Raw genomic sequence first — 16,420 nt, 5'->3', positions numbered from 1 at the left:
GTTTTCGAGTTAGGGTCACCCGGCATCAGCGCCCGCAACCGCAAGGGGATTTTTCGACATGGGTCTCGGAACAAAAATTCGTCTCTCCCGCCTGTTCTCAAACCCGTCAGGCAATCTTTTCGGAGGCGCTGTCGATCATTTCGTCGGCTATGGCAACGTGCGCGAAGGTGGGCTCGCCGACTTGCCCGGCGCTCTGAAGCGCGTCATGGCCGGCGGCCCCGACTACGTCAGCATCCAGCCGGGTGCTGCGCGTCATCTCTGGTCGGAATATGCCGGCAAGGCGGCGCTGGTTATCCAGGCCGGGTGTTTCACGGCGGACGATCGCATTCGCCAGCTCATCGCCACGCCTGAGGATGCGGTGCGCTACGGTGCCGATGCGCTGGCCGTCGCCATTCCGGTGCGCGGTAACACTGAAGGCGAATATATCCGCTGGCTAACCGATACGGTGAATGCGGCGGCCCGCTTTGAAATGCCGGTCATCGCCCATGTCTATCCGCGCGACTTCGCCAATGGTGGCAAGATCGTCTTTACACCGGATGAAATCGCCTATGCGGTGCGCATTGGCTACGAGACGGGCGTGGATGTCGTCAAGGTCGGCTACACCGGCGATTTCGACTCGTTCAGCGAAACGGTGGCGACCTGCCCGATCCCGGTCGTTATCGCCGGCGGTCCGAAGACGGATACGCTGCTCGGTGCCCTGGAGCAGACGTCCGACGCCCTGCGGGCTGGTGCCAAGGGTGCCGTGGTTGGCCGAAATCTTTGGGGTCACGGCGACACCACGACGGCGGCGCGCGCCTTCAAACGCGTCATCCATGATGGAATGACGCCGCGAGAGGCGCTGGCCGCTGCCGGCGCATAGGACATGCCACGCTCTTTCCATGTTCTGGGCTTTGGCGCCTTGGCAATCGACGACATCATCTATGTCGATCGGCCGCTGACCGCCGGCAAGGGGCGGGTGACGGAGCGCGCCACCGATCACGGCGGCAACGTGGCGACGGCCCTGGTGACCGTCGCCCGGCTCGGTGGACACGCCGCATTCATCGGGTGGCTGAACGATCAGCCGCGCGCCGATGTCGGCGGTCGCGAGCTCGAGCGGGACGGCGTCGACATATCTTTTGCGCCGCGCCATCCATCCGCCGCGCCCATCCGCTCCGTGATCACGGTCGGCCCGGACGGTGACCGGTTTATCGCCTATGACGACGACGTATTGCATGGCACTTCGGAAGCGCTGCCGGACGACGTGCTGACGCAGGCGCCAGTACTCCTGATTGACGGCTATTCCGTACATTCCGAATCGGTGGTTGCCCGCGCACGCGCACTCGGCCTTTCCGTTGTCGCCGATATCGAATGGACCGTCGGTGCAGCGACCGACCGGATCATGGCTCTCGCCGATCATCTGGTCCTGCCGCTCGCCTTTGGCAAGTCCTATGCCGGCGAAAGCGATCCTGCTGCTATCCTTGAAAAGCTCTGGTCGGCCGAGCGCTCCGCGGTCGTTCTCACCGATGGCGATCGCGGTTCCTATGTCCGGCAGAAGGGTGACGCCGAGCTCTGGCATGTTCCGGCCTATGCGGTGCGGGCGGTCGATACGACCGGTGCGGGCGACTGTTTTCACGGCGCCTATGCTTTTGCTCTCGCGGAAGGGAAGAGACCTCTCCGTTCCGTGGTCTATGCCACCGCCGCCGCCGCCATCTCCGTGACATCGCATGGCGGGCGCAAGGGGCTACCCGACAACCATGCATGCCAGGCGTGGATGATGAGTGAAAATGCGCCCGCGCCCGTGCTTTTGACAGCCAGTTAAAACCCAGATCCGTACCTGCGTGACCGTGCGTTTCGGTGGACCGTGCTCCTCCGTCGCGACCGGTTTCGACGGGCGACTACGGCGATCGCCTTGCGAAGTCAGCCATCGATGTCTTGCACCAAAAATATACGCGCGTTAAAAAATAACATTGCACACATAGTAATTTTTAAAATCACATAATATGTATATTTTTCAGTATTTTAATTGAAAATTACGGTGGCGATTGAGTTTTTCTCTTGCGATTTTCTGTTGACTTTTATGCGTAGTCCTGAGCCTCTTGTGTGGCGGCTGGGAGGTGGTGGGCGAGGGTCGCCCTTGGGTGCGGCCGAGACTGGACTTGGGAGGAAAATGACGTGGCAGTGGTTATGCTGGACAGGATCTGCAAGACCTATGGAAACAACTACCATGCAATCAAGGATTTGAGCCTGACGATCCATGATGGCGAGTTCCTGATTTTGGTCGGCCCTTCCGGCTGCGGAAAATCGACGGCGCTCCGCATGATCGCAGGGCTCGAGGAAATCACCAGCGGAACGCTGAGCATCGGTGGGCAGGACGTTGTGGATCTCCCGCCCAAGGATCGTGATATCGCCATGGTCTTCCAGAGCTATGCGCTCTATCCGCACATGACCGTTTTCGACAACATCGCCTTTTCGATGAAGTTGGCGGGCAAGAGCAAGGCCGAACGCACCAAGCGCGTCAACGAAGTCGCCAAAATCCTCCAGCTGGAGACCCTGTTGGGCAACAAGCCCGCGCAACTTTCCGGCGGCCAGCGCCAGCGCGTGGCGATGGGGCGCGCCATGGTGCGTGAGCCCGCGGCCTTCCTCATGGACGAGCCCCTCTCGAACCTTGATGCGAAGCTGCGGGTGCAGATGCGGGCCGAAATCGCAAGCCTCCAGCGACAGCTGGGGGTCACGACGATCTACGTGACCCATGATCAGACCGAGGCCCTGACGATGGGTGATCGCGTCGCTGTCCTGAAGGGCGGCGTGCTGCAGCAGGTGGACACGCCCAAGGCGCTCTACAACCGTCCGATCAATGCCTTCGTCGCCGGCTTCATCGGCTCGCCGTCCATGAACCTCTTCGAAGGGCGTCTGCAGGACGGCAAGATCCAGCTGCCGACCTTCTCCATCCCCCTGCCTGTCAGCGCCTTCGATCGTGCGCCCGGTCTTTCCGCCTTCGAGGGAAAGACCGTCGTCTTCGGCATCCGGCCGGAAGACCTCTATGACGGGCGCCTTCCTTCGGGCGCCGCCTATCCGACGATCCCGGCGCTGGTCAAGTCGATCGAGGAGCTTGGCTCCGAACTGATCGTTCATCTCAACATCGAGGCGGTCCGCGTCGATTCGGGCGACCCAGACGCCGTCGAGGACCTGAGCAACGCCGCCAATGCCGTCGCGAGGTTCGAAGCCGTCAGCGCGGTTGAGGCGGGCGAGTCCATCGATCTGGCCGTCGATCCGGCCAAGCTGCATTTTTTCCACCCGCAGACGCATATGGCGCTGTGAGATCGAGGCCGGCGATGGGCGCGGCGCTCTCCTTCGACGATGGCGGTGCGCAAGGAACATCGCCTCGGTTGCCCCATGTCATTCTCTTAGGCGCCGGAACCGGCGTCGCTTGTCAACATCAACACCCAAAGGTTTCGCGATGCCAGCAAAACAGGAAAGACGCCTTCGCGTAGGCGTCCTCGGAGCGGGCCAGATTGCCCAGGCAGCACATTTCGAGAGCTGCACCAAGGCAGTGAATTCCGATCTCTATGCGATTTGCGACGTGGCTGACGATCTGCGCGAGCGCATGGCGATCACGCATGCGGCGGAGAAGACCTACAACGACTTCGACAAGATGCTCGCCGATCCGAACCTTGACGCCGTGATCATTGCGACCGCTGACGCCTTCCACGTTCCGGCCTCCGTCCGGGCGCTGGAGGCCGGCAAGCATGTTCTTTGCGAGAAACCGGTTGGCCTGACGGTCGAGGAATGCCTCGGGCTGAAAGCTGCAATCGAAAAATCCGGAAAGATCTTCCAGGTCGGCCACATGAAGCGGTTCGATGCCGGCCTTCAGGCTGCGAAAGCCTTCATTCGCGACGAGATTGGCGAATTGATTGCCCTGAAGGCCTGGTATTGCGACAGCACGCATCGCTATCCGATGACCGACGCCGTCCAGCCGTTGGTCGTCACCAGCGCCAATGCCCGCAAACCTTCCAGCAATCCCAAGGCGGACCTCCGCCGCTACTACATGCTCGCGCACGGCTGCCACCTGATCGACACTGCGCGCTATTTTGCCGGCGACATCATTTCGGTCCAGGCGCGCCTATCGGAGCGCGCCGGTATCTGGTGCTGGTTCGTCGACGTGGAGTTCGCCTCCGGTACCCTCGGTCATCTCGACCTGACCGTACAGGTCCGCATGGATTGGCATGAGGGCTTCCAGATCTACGGCCAGAACGGCAGCATTCTCGGCAAGACCTATAACCCCTGGTACTACAAGACCAGCGAGGTCGATATCTTTCGGGAAGCCGACGGGGCGACCCATCGCGTGCTGGGTGCGGACGGGCATTTCTACCGCCGCCAGCTGGAAGGCTTCGCCCGCACCATACTGGACGGCACGCCAATGGAGGGTGCCGACGTCGACGACGGCCTCGCATCCGTCCGGGCCATGGTCGCCATCGCGCGATCGGTCGAAAGCGGCCGGCGGGTCGTCCTTGCCGACGCCACGGGTGGCGTGTGATGAAGCTCGGTATTTTCGCCAAGACCTTCGAGGGGACGGATCCCGAAACCGTACTGAAGGCGGTTGCCGACGCCGGTTTCGACTCCACGCAATACAACATGGCCTGCTCGGGTCTGCCTTCGATGCCGGAGGCAATCGGCAAAGAGCAGGCGCGCCCGGTTGCGGAAGCGGCGCGAAAGACGGGTATCGAGATCGTCGCCGTCTCTGGCACCTACAACATGATCCATCCCGATCGCGCCGTGCGCGAGGCCGGTCATCGAAAGCTGGCCGCGCTTGCCGAACGCTGTGCCGATCTGTCGACCGGGCTGATTACGCTTTGCACCGGCACACGCGATCCGGCCGACCAGTGGAAGGAACATCCGGACAATGACACGCGTGATGCCTGGCGGGACCTGCTTGAAGCCATGGCTGCAGCTGTCGAGATCGCCGAGCGTTACAACGTCGAACTCGGTATCGAGCCCGAGCTCGCCAACGTCGTCAACTCGGCGGAAAAGGCGCATCGTCTGATCGCGGAGCTGAAGAGCCCGCGTGTCAAGATCGTACTCGATCCCGCCAATCTCTTCGAGCATGCAACGATCGACGAGCAGCGGACCATTGTCTCGTCCGCTATTGATCTTCTGGGCGACCGGATCGTCATGGCGCATGCAAAGGACCGCAATCCCGACGGCAGCTTCGCCGTCGCAGGCAAAGGCGTCCTCGACTATGCGCACTACTTCGGCAGGCTCGGCGCGATCGGTTTTACCGGGAGCCTGATCACGCACGGCCTGTCGGCGTCGGAGGCGCCCGGCGTGGCCGGGTTCCTCAGGAGCAAGTTGGAGAACGCCTCGGCCGGAGCGGCGCGATGACCGAAGCTCGAATCTTCGAAACCTGCGACGGCACGCTTCTGAACGTCGATACGGCGGGGGATGGCATTCCGGTCGTGTTCCAGCACGGTCTCTGCGGAGACGCCGGTCAGACCGGGGAGGTCTTTCCGGCGGGGCAGGGGTTTTGCCGTATCACCGTCGAAGCGCGCGGCCATGGCCGATCGCAGACCGGAAAGCTGGACAAGCTGTCGATCGCCACATTTGCGGAGGATATCGCTTCATATCTCGAAAGACATCGTTCGGCACCCGTGGCCGTCGGCGGGATCTCGATGGGCGCTGCGATCGCCCTGCGCCTTGCGGTGAAGCGGCCCGATCTCGTGAAGGCGCTGATCATCGCGCGACCTGCCTGGCTGACTTCAGCCGCCCCGAAAAACATGGCGCCAAACGCCGAGGTCGGCCGTCTACTGAAGAAACTGCCGCCGGATGCCGCGAGGACCACGTTTCTCGCCGGACCAACGGGGCAACACCTCGCGGCCGAGGCTCCGGACAATCTGGCGTCGCTTGTCGGGTTCTTCTCGCGCACGCCTGTGGATGTGACCGCCGAGCTACTGACCGCCGTTTCCAACGACGGCCCGGGCATTACGGACGAGGAAGTGAAGCGGATCGGGGTACCGACGCTCGTCATCGGCCACGAGCAGGACGTCATTCATCCGATTGCCTATGTGCGTGCCCTTGCCGATCGGATTCCGGCGGCACGCTTCGCCCAAATCACCCCGAAGGCCTTAAGCCGCGCGCAGTACGTCGCTGACTTCCGGCTCGCCATGGGCCATTTTCTGAAGGAGCTTTGAGACCATGACCGCGCCATCGAAGAGCTGGATTGCCGAACTTCCAAAAGACCGCCTGATCGCGGAATTCTCCGTCTGGTCGGCGGACCTCGTGCGTCTCGCGGACGATCTCGCGCGCGTCGATTCCTATGTGGACATACTCCATATCGATGTGGCTGACGGTCATTTCGCACCTGCCATGCTGTTCTTCCCGGATCTCGTCGCCGGCGTCCGCAAGATTTCCGCGCGGCCGATTCATGTCCACCTTATGGTGGACGACAGCATCATCCTTTCGCAGATCGAGCAGTTCGCCGATGCCGGCAGCGATCTGATCAGTCTTCATTTGGAAAATGAAAGCGTTGCCGAAAAGGCGCTCGATCTGCTGGATCGGCACGGTGTTGCCTCCGGCCTGGTTCTCAAAGTCGATACCCCTGTCGAGCGGGTCCGCGAATATGCGTCCCGGCTGAATTTCCTGACGCTGCTCGGCACGGCGATCGGTGTGAAGGGCCAGGGGCTCGATGAGAAAGCCGGCGAACGCCTGCAGCAGGCCAGGCAGATCATCGCCGATTGCGGCGCTAGCCATCGTATCGTGCTTGCCGCCGATGGAGGCATTCGCGAGCATACGGTACCGCTGTTGCGCCAGGCCGGTGCGGAAACTGTTGTCCTCGGCTCGCTCGCCTTCAATGCGCCGTCGCTTGACGAGCGCATGGCGTGGCTGCGTGCCCTCTGAACGGCGGGCATCAGATGCAGCGGCTCGCCATCGGAATTGATCTGGGTGGAACCCAGGTTCGAGCTGCCCTCGTCGATGAGCGAGGCACGATCGTTGCGCGCGTCGAGGATAGAACCGAGGCGATGGCTGGCCCGGAGCGGGTGCTCTCGCAGATGCGCAGGCTCGTCGACCGGCTGTTTTCAAACGCCGACCCGTCATCCGTGGTTGCGGTCGGCGTTTCTGCCCCCGGTCCGACTGATACCGCCGCCGGGGTTGCGTCGGATATTCCGACCCTTTCGGGCTTTGCCGATTTTCCGCTGAAGGCGGAGGCGCAAAAGCTCTTTCCGTTTCCGGTCAGCCTGGAAAATGACGGGATCGCCGCGGCCATCGGCGAGTGGCAGTTCGGGGCCGGCAAGGGGCTCGACAATCTGGTCTACGTCACCGTCAGCACAGGGATCGGCGGCGGGGTCATTTCCGACGGGCGCGTGGTTCGCGGCCGCAAGGGCATGGCAGGCCATGTCGGCCACATGTCGATGGTGCCGAACGGAGCCCTTTGCCCTTGTGGCAACAAGGGCTGTTTCGAGGCCTATGGGTCCGGAACGGCATTTCAGCTTCGTGCCCGGATGCAGGCGCTGGAATGCAGCGACACGACGCTTGGCCGTGATGGCTCTGCCATCGAAGGCCACAGCATCTTCACGGCTGCAAGGAACGGCGATTGCCTTGCCAGCCGGCTGATAGACGAAGAGGCCGAAATTCTTGGCCGCGGTTTCACGAGTTTGATCCATATCTTTAGCCCGGATGTCGTGGTCATGGGGGGCGGCCTCTCCCATGAGTTCGACCGTCTTCAGCCCGGCATCCAGAACTACATAACCACATGGGCGATGCCGGCCTTCAGGGATGTAGAGGTGAGGCGGGCGGCGTTGGGCCAGAATTCAGGCCTGATCGGAGCCGCGGCCGTGGCTTTTCTGGCGGAGGCAGCACCGTAGCGGCTCCCCCGCAGGTTTTACGCAGGCATTGAGATCAGGGAAGGCGGAAAATGCTGACAATCAAGAGACTGGACCTTGAGGACGCACGCGTATTGATCGCTGGCGTGCGGGCAAAGGCAGAAGAGATCGGCGTGCCGATGTGCATTGCCGTCACCGATGAATCGGGACAGCTCGTCGCATTCGAGCGCATGGACGGCGGCAAGCTTACCAGCACCATCATCGCGCAGGACAAGGCATACACGGCCGCAGGGGCGAAGCGCACGACGGAGAGTTATGGCGACGCCAGCCAACCCGGCAAGCCAGCCTACGGGATCAACACAAGCATCGGCGGGCGCCTGCTCGTGGTCGCCGGCGGCATCCCCGTTGTCGTCGATGGACAGGTGGTTGGCGCGGTCGGGGTCAGTTCCGGCACGCCGGCGCAGGACAGCCAGTGCGCACAGGCCGGAATCGACCGGTTCTTGACCAAGGTCTGATCCCGTCGCTGGCGTCAGCCGCAATCAATACCGTAGCGAAGACAGGGAGGTCGATATTGTCAGCCACGACGAGCGGGATCGCGCCGGAAGCGCTGGGTCCGACAATCACGATTGGCGAGATTCTCGTGGAGATCATGGCCACGACGATTGGCACCGGCTTCCTGGAGCCGCAGGTGCTCGTCGGGCCCTATCCGAGCGGTGCGCCGGCAATATTCATCGACCAGGTTTCGCGCATCGGCGGAAAGGCCGGAATCATAGCAAGCGTCGGCAACGACGATTTCGGCAAATTGAATATCGGCCGGCTCAAAAATGACGGGGTTGATGTTTCCGCAATCTCGGTGATCGAAGGAAAGTCAACAGGCAGTGCCTTCGTCCGCTACCGCCCGGACGGCGCCCGCGATTTTGTCTTCAACATTACCAGTTCGGCGGCGGGTGAGATCCGGGTGACCAGCGCCGGTGATGCTCTGATCGAGCGTGCCGGACATGTTCACGTCATGGGATCAGCCTTTGCCATTCCCGGCGTCTCCGAATTGCTTTCGGCCTCGGTGAAGAAGGTGAAATCACGGGGTGGATCTGTATCCTTCGACCCAAATATCCGCAAAGAGCTGCTTAAGGCAGACGGTCGCGGCCTCATGGACGAGATGCTGGCTGCAACCGATCTGCTGCTGCCCTCGGACGAGGAACTCCTGATCGCCGCGGGCCGGCCGGACGAAACATCTGCATTGGCCCGCCTTTTCGGGATGGGGATCCGTGAGATCGTTCTCAAACGCGGGCGAGCCGGGTCCAGTTTCTTCGGTCAGGACGGCGCCCGGATCGACAGTCCTGCTTTCCGGGTCGCGGAGATCGACCCCACCGGCGCGGGCGATTGCTTCGGTGCGACCTACCTTACCTGCCGCCGCAAGGGAATGGATCCAGACAAGGCACTCCGGCTCGCAAATGCAGCCGGAGCCCACAATGTGACAAAGCAGGGGCCGATGGAGGGCGTATCCAGTTTGGCCGACCTTGAGGCCTTTGTTGCTGCTGTCACTGCCGGAGCCACCCTTTGAACCGCGATATTCTGACGTTACTGGCTTCAACACGGCTGAGCGGCAACCCGATCGGGATCACATCGGTATGCTCGGCTCATCCCACTGTCTTGCGGGCGGCCCTGCGGCGCGCGGCGCGCGGTGATCGTGATGTCCTTATCGAGGCGACGTGCAACCAGGTAAACCATCTGGGCGGCTACACAGGAATGACGCCTCGCGATTTTGTGGGGTTCGTCTATCGCATCGCAGCGGAAGAAGGGCTTGAACGCGGGCGGATCATTTTCGGGGGAGACCACCTTGGCCCCAACCCCTGGAGGAAGGAACCACCCGGCGAGGCCATGGAAAAGGCGATTTCCATGGTCGAGGCCTATGTTGCTTCCGGATTCCGAAAAATTCATCTGGACGCGTCGATGGGGTGCGCCGGCGAGCCGGCGGCGCTCGATGATCGCACGATCGCGCAACGCGCAGCGCGGCTTGCACTGGCCGCGGAAGCCGTCGCGCGTGCCGCAAACCTGCCACCGCCAGTGTATGTTCTTGGCACGGAAGTCCCCATTCCCGGCGGTGCCGATCATGCGCTGAACGATATCGAGCCGACCTCGGCCTTTGCCGCGCGTGCCACCATCGCCGTCCACGAGGACGTCTTTCGCGAGGCCAACCTGTCGGACGCGTTTTTGCGTACCATTGCCTTCGTGGTCCAGCCCGGCGTGGAATTTGGCAGCGACAACGTCATCGCTTACCGGCCGGAGCGCGCGCTTGCCCTGACAAGCCTGCTTGACGAGCAGCCGCGGCTGGTTTTCGAAGCACACTCCACCGACTATCAAACCGGAGACGCCCTCGCATCCCTCGTTCGCGACGGTTTTCCGATCCTCAAGGTCGGTCCGGGTTTGACATTTGCCTATCGCGAGGCCGCCTATGCGCTTGATATGATCGCCTCCGAAATAGTCCCCGGCTATGGCGAACGCCCGCTGGCAAAGGCAATGGAAACCGTCATGATGGCCTCGCCGGCGGACTGGCGCGGCCACTACCATGGCGACGAGAACGCGTTGCGGCTTCAGCGGCACTATAGCTACAGCGATCGTATCCGCTACTACTGGAACGGACCCGAAGCGGACGCTGCGGTACAGGCGCTTCTGGAGGCGCTCCGTCGGGTCCGGATCCCGGAGACACTCATGCACCAGTATCTGCCGCAAGTTTCGCACGATTTCAGCGCGGCAGGTACGCCTGAGGATATTCTCATCGCTGCCGTGGATCGCGTGCTTGCGGTTTATGAGGCAGCGACGAACCCTGCATCTGCGGCTTGAGGAACGAGACTTGCGAATAGGCGGGGCCACCCAACCGAATCGGAGACCATCGCCGTCATCAAAGTGGATAGTTCAGCCCATTCGCTCGGACGCATAGCTTCCCGGGCTTGCCGGGAAGACGACGGTACGGTTGCCGTTGATGAAGGTGCGGTGGTGGACATGCGCGTGCACGGCGCGAGCCAGCACCTGGCTTTCGACGTCGCGGCCGATCGAGACATAGTCCTCGGCCGACTGCGAATGGGTGATGCGGGCGATGTCCTGTTCGATGATCGGACCCTCGTCGAGATCGGCGGTGACATAGTGTGCCGTCGCACCGATCAGCTTCACGCCGCGCTCATAGGCCTGCTTGTAGGGGTTGGCGCCCTTGAACGACGGCAGGAAGGAGTGGTGGATGTTGATGATCCGGCCCGACATTTTCTGGCAGATCGCGTCGGAGAGGATTTGCATGTAGCGGGCGAGCACGATCAGTTCGGTGCCGGTCTGCTCGACCACGTCCATCATCCGGGCTTCGGCCTGCGCCTTGTTGGCCTTGGTGACCGGGATATGATGGAACGGGTGGTTGACGACGACCTTCTGGTAGTCGAAGTGATTGGAGACGACACCGACGATGTCGATCGGCAGCGCGCCGATCTTCCAGCGATAGAGCAGGTCGTTCAGGCAGTGGCCGAAGCGCGACACCATCAGCAGCACCTTCATACGATGCTCGGAATCGCGGATATCGGCGACCATGCCGAAACGGGTCTTCACCGCCTCAAAACCCGCCGTCAGCTTGTCGAGCGTCGCGCCCTCCTGGCTGATGAAGGTCAGGCGCATGAAGAACAGGCCGGTTTCCATGTCGTCGAACTGCGAGCTGTCGGTGATGTAGCAGCCCTCGTCTGCCAGATAACCGGTGATCGCCGCAACGATGCCGCGGGTGGATTTGCAGGATACGGTCAGCAAAAAGGAGGTCATGGCAATCCTCAGTCGAGACCGCAACCGCGCGGTCCATTCCGGTTGATAGACAAGTAAGCGGGATCAGGCGGCGAGCAGTTGTTTCAGCTTGATCTCCGGTGCGGCCAGCGCTGCTGGATCGGGATGGCGGTCGGCGGCGATCAGCATCTCGGCGAGCCGGATATCACGGGCGATCGTGTTACCCGGTCCGATGCCGCTCGCGGCGAGCAGACGGCCTTCGCCGTCGAGATGGAAGAGAATGAACGCCTCGGCCGAGAGGTCGCGTCGCACCGTGGTGACTGCACCCTCGGCAAGCCCCGCGATCTGCAGCGTCAGGTCGTACTGATCCGACCAGAACCACGGCGCGGCCGAGATGGGTTCTTCTGCACCGATCATGTTGGCAGCCGCAAGCGCACCTTGTTCATAAGCGTTGCGCCAGGATTCCAGCCGGACCCGCCGGCCGCCATAGAGACCAAGCGGAAAGGAACAGCAGTCGCCGGCGGCGAAGATATCGGGATCGCTGGTGCGCAGATGTTGATCGACGGCAATGCCGTTGTCGATAGCCAGTCCGGCCGCATCGGCGAGCGCGACATTCGGCACAGAACCGATGCCGACGACGAGAAGGTCGGCAGCAATCACGCGACGATCTTTTAGGGTGATGCGCACCTCGCTTGGCCGTTCCTCGATCGCGGCTATCTTGATACCGCAGAGAAGGTCCACGCCCGCGCCGCGATGGCGGTTGCTGACGACCTCGGCGATTTCGGCCGGGACACCGCGGGTAAGAACGCGCGTCAGCCCTTCGAGCAACGTCACGCTTGCGCCAAGTTTGCGAGCACTCGCGGCAAGCTCGAGGCCAATGAAGCCGCCGCCGATGATCGCAATGCGGTTGCCTTCGGCAAGGTGACTGCGGATGGCAACCGCATCGCCATGGGTACGCAAGACGCGGATGCGGTCGTCCGAACACGGCGCCGCCGGCAGTTCCCGTGCGCTGGCACCCGTTGCCAGAAGAAGCTTGTCATAGCGAAGCCGGGAGCCGTCCGACAACGCCACGCTTCTTCCGGCCCGCTCGATTGCGGTAACCGAAGCGCCGATGATTATCAGGATGCCCTGCTCTTCGAAGCGGGCGGCATCGGCCACGAACTTCGGCCCGGCGCCGGAGACGATGGCATCCTTGGAAAGCGGTGGACGCTCATAGGGTAGAAGTGTTTCCGTGCCGACGAGCGTGACAGCGCCGTCGAAACCCCGTTCACGCAGAGCAAAGGCTGCGCGTGCGCCGCACTCCCCGGCGCCTGCGATGACAAAAGAGGGCATGACCAAGCCTCGTGTGAGAGAGAAAGTTAAAACGATGAAGCCTGGACGCTTCAGCCCGGCAGTTCGACCAGCACCGCCCCATCCTCGATGCGTGCCGGGTAGGTGTTGAGGTTCTTGCATGCCGGCAGGCGCCTGGCTTCGCCGGTGCGGTAGTCGAACACGCCGGAATGCTTGGGGCATTCGATCTCGTAGTCCATGACCAGACTATCGGCGAGGTGGATCGTCTCATGGGTGCAAAGGCCATCGGTGCAGAAGACCTCGTCGTCCGGCGAGCGGTAGAGCGCATAGGTGCGACCGGAGTGGTCGAAGCGGCGGGCGCCTTCCTGCTCGATGTCGTCGAGGCTGCAGGCAGAAATCCAACTTTTTCATGACATCCTCCTCACTTCGCAGCACTTGTGGCATTGGCGCGGGCCTTGCGCCTTTCATAACGGGCCTGCATCAGCGTGTCGCCCTCCCTGGTTCCGTCGTGCCATGTGCCGAATCACTTGTCGAAGGGCACGAGGCCGTCGCCATAATTCACCTCAAAGAACTTGTGGTGGAGATAGTGGGTATAGGCATGGCTATCGATCGCTGCCTTCTCGCCCACCACGATCTTGTCGAAACCGATATGGCCAACAACAGCGCCGCGCACCGTAAAGTTAACCAGCTGGGGATCGACCTGTGCGATCTTGCAGCATGACCCAAGTCGCTCGTGATCGCCTTTATCGTCGCCACCGATTCCCGGCTGAAGTGATTGCCCACGCCGTGTGGCTCTATCTTCGTTTTCCGCTTAGTCTGAGCATGGTCGAAGATCTGCTGGCAGCGCGTGGAATTATCGTCTCGCACCAGACCGTGCGTCTCTGGGCTGAGAAATTCGGTCGGCACTTTGCCGGCGAAATTCGTAGTCGATCCGCCGGTCGACTTGGAGACAAATGGCACCTCGATGAGGTCGATATCTCCATTGGCGGCAAAAAACACTGGCTTTGGCGCGCTGTCGATCAGGACGGCTTCGTTCTCGACGTGCTGGTGCAGAGCCGCCGCAATACCAAGGCCGCCAACCGCCTCATGCGAAAGCTTCTGAAAGGACAGGGGCGATCACCTCGAGTGATAATCACCGACAAGTTGCGCTCCTATGGCGCAGCAAAGCGCGACATCATGCCCTGCGTCGAACATCGATCGCACAAAGGCCTGAACAACCGCGCGGAGAATTCCCATCAACCGACCCGGCGGCGAGAGCGGATCATGAAGGGCTTTAAGTCAGCCCGTCATCTCCAGTGTTTCGTGTCCATTCATGACCCCGTCGCCAATCTCTTTCACATTCCCCGCCACGATATTCCATCCGATCATCACCGCGAACTGAGAACCGCAGCCATGCGAATGTGGAATGAGATCGCACGCCTGCAGGCAGCGTAAGCGAAAGTGGAGGGCGACACTTTCGGCCAGGGCCGGTTAACTTTACGGTGCCAAAGGCACAGCTTCCTGAAGAGAAACGTACCGTTCTGGCAAAATGGGCCCCCCAACTATCAAAGGCCGTTTCACAGCTCGCGTCGGCTTTGCCGGAGGATCGAAAAGCACTTGCTCAGAGTTTCGAGAAGCAGTTTCAAAGTATCGATGTGCTTGCAAAGGCAAAAGCTATTGATGACGCCGGGGTAACTTCAGCGGATGCCGCGCTAAAGAATTTTTCTGTGATTGGCGCGCAGTTGAAGCAGACGAGCGATCTGCTGATGCGTAAATCCGTCGCCGATCTAGCGGTATCGGATCAAGAGGTGTCAAAAGCGGAGGCAGTTGGCAATAAGCTGCGCGCGATCGTCAATAGCAACAACGAAATCCGTGTCGTCTTCGCGGAGCTCGTTGCGCAACCGGACGAAGCGAGTGTCAAGAAAGTCCAACAGTCTTTGTACATGTACGGCACGGAACTCGGGCGGCTTGCACGCCTGGTGAAAGACGATCCATTCTTTTCTGATCTGCCACTGAAGGTTCAGCCAGTTCTCGACGCTCTTTCAGCTGACGCTGCTGCATTGGCAACGAGCTCGGCTGAAATCCAAACCGATTTCACCGAAGCGACACGACAAATAGAGGATACCTGGACGCTCCTTACACAGTTCGCTGAGAGCCAGAAGCAGGAGGCTGGCGTCGAGCGGAAGCAGGCAAACACCATTTCGCTCAGTGCAATGGCAGTTGGTATTTTCATTGCTATGATTGCAGGAGCGGCGCTCGTTCTTACGTTAAAAGGACCAATCAGTCAGATCACTGCGGCAATGCGCCGAATTGCGGATGGAAAGCTGGACACCGCAATATCAGGTGGCACGCGACGCGACGAAATCGGCGACATGGCGCGAGCCCTCTCGGTGTTCAAGGACAACGCTCTCTCAAAACTTACCATGGAGGAAGAGGCCGAGACTGTACGGAAATCCGCGGAGGCCGACGACAAAAAAACGAAAGCGAGCGCAGGGAGGCTCGTAACCAAATCGATAGCGCGATGCATGCCCTGGCGCACGGTTTGACCCAACTGTCTCATGGCGACTTAGACTTTTCCATTGATACTCCTTTCGCCGATCACCTCGATAGCCTCCGTGAGGATTTCAATAAATCGGTTGCCGGCCTTCACCGAACCCTATTTGCTATCCGGGGCACTTCTGGCCTGATCAGCGACAACGGTAGGCAGATGGCGCAGTCTGTGGACGCCCTCGCCAAGCGGACGGAGCAGCAAGCGGCAGCGCTTGAAGAAGCGGCCGCGGCCGTTGAGCAGATCTCAGCGGCTGTGTCGACGTCGTCCAACAGGGCGGACGCTACTCTGGAACTCGTCCACAAGGCGTTCGGCGCAGGCTGCCAAAGAGATCGGAAAACTCATAAGCGACTCCGTCAGGGAGGTCGCCACAGGATCGGAATACGTCGGCAACGCGGGCGACGCGCTCACGCAAATTTCCCAGGAGATTGTTGAGATATTCTCCCATGTCGGACTTATCGCCTCCTCAAGCCGAGAGCAGGCCACATCGTTGAAGTCGATCAATTCATCAGTGACTGAGATTGATCGTATGACCCAGCAGAATGCAACGATGGTCGAGGAAGCGAATGCCGCCACCCACCAGCTAGCAGAAAAGACCCGTGAGTTAACCAACTTAGTCGGTTGTTTCCAGCTTGCGGACGAGCAGGTTAATGATGCGCCTTACAATGTTGCCGCGTGAACCGGTTTGCCCTGTTGAATTTGATGTAATGAGACTGTGCGCGGTCAACGTTTTCCGTTGTTTTATTTGCTCTTTTCGACTTCCAGGGTAACGGACGGCCTGGTTTTACAAGTGGAAAAACTAATGTTTCGGCGCGGTCGGGCGGCCTCCCGATGCGGCGCACATATGGCCGCGGGCCTTGATGAGGTCCGCAGATTGGATCCCAATCACCTCTACGCGCACGAGGCTGTTTGCGAAGGTCTATCGGTTCGTCACCAAATGATATGGCTCGCCGGCGAAGGATGCCTTCGATGACGCGATCTGGTGTAACCCGCAAAATCATATGGCAGTAATATAAGAGCTGCCGCCCGATCAGCTTCTGAAAATGTCCGCGTATTTACA

At 61.0% G+C, this 16,420-nt stretch carries 15 protein-coding genes and 2 pseudogenes; 13 read left to right on the top strand and 4 right to left on the bottom strand.

Translation table 11 applies throughout. From position 1 onward, the window contains the following. The first annotated feature begins 58 nt into the window (after positions 1-58). The 11 genes from ACSQ3F_RS28275 to ACSQ3F_RS28225 all read left to right on the top strand — a co-directional run bounded on the left by ACSQ3F_RS28275 (position 59) and on the right by ACSQ3F_RS28225 (position 10,634). On the top strand, positions 59-859 hold the full coding sequence (locus ACSQ3F_RS28275) for an aldolase (protein ID WP_436103465.1): 801 nt from the start codon (positions 59-61) through the stop codon (positions 857-859). 3 nt (positions 860-862) lie between these two features. After that, positions 863-1,798: a PfkB family carbohydrate kinase gene (locus tag ACSQ3F_RS28270; protein WP_436103464.1), complete on the top strand. Its 936-nt coding sequence runs from the start codon at positions 863-865 to the stop codon at positions 1,796-1,798. A 353-nt stretch (positions 1,799-2,151) separates the two neighbouring features. Continuing rightward, a complete protein-coding gene (locus tag ACSQ3F_RS28265; protein ID WP_436103463.1) occupies positions 2,152-3,297 on the top strand; it encodes an ABC transporter ATP-binding protein in 1,146 nt (381 codons plus the stop codon). Positions 3,298-3,436: 139 nt separating this feature from the next. Next, positions 3,437-4,513: a Gfo/Idh/MocA family protein gene (locus ACSQ3F_RS28260; RefSeq protein WP_436103462.1), complete on the top strand. Its 1,077-nt coding sequence runs from the start codon at positions 3,437-3,439 to the stop codon at positions 4,511-4,513. Next, the gene (locus tag ACSQ3F_RS28255; protein ID WP_436103461.1) at positions 4,513-5,358 is read left to right on the top strand and encodes a sugar phosphate isomerase/epimerase family protein; all 846 of its coding nucleotides are present in this window, start codon (positions 4,513-4,515) and stop codon (positions 5,356-5,358) included. The genes ACSQ3F_RS28260 and ACSQ3F_RS28255 overlap by 1 nt, the downstream gene beginning before the upstream one ends. Then, positions 5,355-6,164 carry an alpha/beta fold hydrolase gene (locus tag ACSQ3F_RS28250; protein ID WP_436103460.1) on the top strand — a complete coding sequence of 270 codons (810 nt, stop codon included), beginning with the start codon at positions 5,355-5,357 and terminating at the stop codon, positions 6,162-6,164. Before ACSQ3F_RS28255 ends, ACSQ3F_RS28250 begins: the two co-directional genes overlap by 4 nt. A gap of 4 nt (positions 6,165-6,168) precedes the next feature. Further along, positions 6,169-6,870 carry a ribulose-phosphate 3-epimerase gene (locus ACSQ3F_RS28245; RefSeq protein WP_436103459.1) on the top strand — a complete coding sequence of 234 codons (702 nt, stop codon included), beginning with the start codon at positions 6,169-6,171 and terminating at the stop codon, positions 6,868-6,870. 14 nt (positions 6,871-6,884) lie between these two features. Further along, complete coding sequence (locus tag ACSQ3F_RS28240; protein WP_436103458.1) at positions 6,885-7,835, top strand: ROK family protein; 951 nt, start codon at positions 6,885-6,887, stop codon at positions 7,833-7,835. Between the two features lie 50 nt (positions 7,836-7,885). Next, positions 7,886-8,308, top strand: coding sequence for a GlcG/HbpS family heme-binding protein (locus tag ACSQ3F_RS28235; RefSeq protein ID WP_436103457.1), 423 nt, complete (start codon positions 7,886-7,888; stop codon positions 8,306-8,308). A gap of 56 nt (positions 8,309-8,364) precedes the next feature. Beyond that, positions 8,365-9,354: a tagatose kinase gene (locus ACSQ3F_RS28230; protein ID WP_436103456.1), complete on the top strand. Its 990-nt coding sequence runs from the start codon at positions 8,365-8,367 to the stop codon at positions 9,352-9,354. Further along, complete coding sequence (locus ACSQ3F_RS28225) at positions 9,351-10,634, top strand: D-tagatose-bisphosphate aldolase, class II, non-catalytic subunit (RefSeq protein ID WP_436103455.1); 1,284 nt, start codon at positions 9,351-9,353, stop codon at positions 10,632-10,634. The genes ACSQ3F_RS28230 and ACSQ3F_RS28225 overlap by 4 nt, the downstream gene beginning before the upstream one ends. Positions 10,635-10,706: 72 nt before the next feature. On the opposite strand, the gene purU is transcribed toward ACSQ3F_RS28225, so the two are convergent. From purU to ACSQ3F_RS28205, 4 genes and pseudogenes are all read right to left on the bottom strand, one after another. Further along, positions 10,707-11,585: a formyltetrahydrofolate deformylase gene (purU, locus tag ACSQ3F_RS28220; RefSeq protein ID WP_436103454.1), complete on the bottom strand. Its 879-nt coding sequence runs from the start codon at positions 11,583-11,585 to the stop codon at positions 10,707-10,709. 63 nt (positions 11,586-11,648) lie between these two features. Continuing rightward, positions 11,649-12,875 (bottom strand): NAD(P)/FAD-dependent oxidoreductase, encoded by a 1,227-nt coding sequence (locus ACSQ3F_RS28215; RefSeq protein WP_436103453.1) that lies wholly within the window; start codon positions 12,873-12,875, stop codon positions 11,649-11,651. 50 nt (positions 12,876-12,925) lie between these two features. After that, complete coding sequence (locus ACSQ3F_RS28210; protein WP_436103528.1) at positions 12,926-13,231, bottom strand: MocE family 2Fe-2S type ferredoxin; 306 nt, start codon at positions 13,229-13,231, stop codon at positions 12,926-12,928. A gap of 23 nt (positions 13,232-13,254) precedes the next feature. After that, a pseudogene (locus tag ACSQ3F_RS28205) lies at positions 13,255-13,500 on the bottom strand (sterol desaturase family protein); the annotation flags it as partial. A 50-nt stretch (positions 13,501-13,550) separates the two neighbouring features. Here ACSQ3F_RS28205 and ACSQ3F_RS28200 point away from each other — a divergent pair. After that, on the top strand, positions 13,551-14,267 hold the full coding sequence (locus tag ACSQ3F_RS28200) for an IS6 family transposase (RefSeq protein ID WP_436103452.1): 717 nt from the start codon (positions 13,551-13,553) through the stop codon (positions 14,265-14,267). Between the two features lie 56 nt (positions 14,268-14,323). Further along, positions 14,324-16,039 (top strand): annotated as a pseudogene (locus tag ACSQ3F_RS28195) (HAMP domain-containing protein); the annotation flags it as partial. Positions 16,040-16,420: the final 381 nt, after the last annotated feature.

The organism is Pararhizobium sp. LjRoot238, from assembly GCF_964252955.1.
In the GTDB taxonomy this organism is placed as follows: Bacteria; Pseudomonadota; Alphaproteobacteria; order Rhizobiales; family Rhizobiaceae; genus Pararhizobium.
This window is presented reverse-complemented; position numbering and strand designations above follow the sequence as displayed.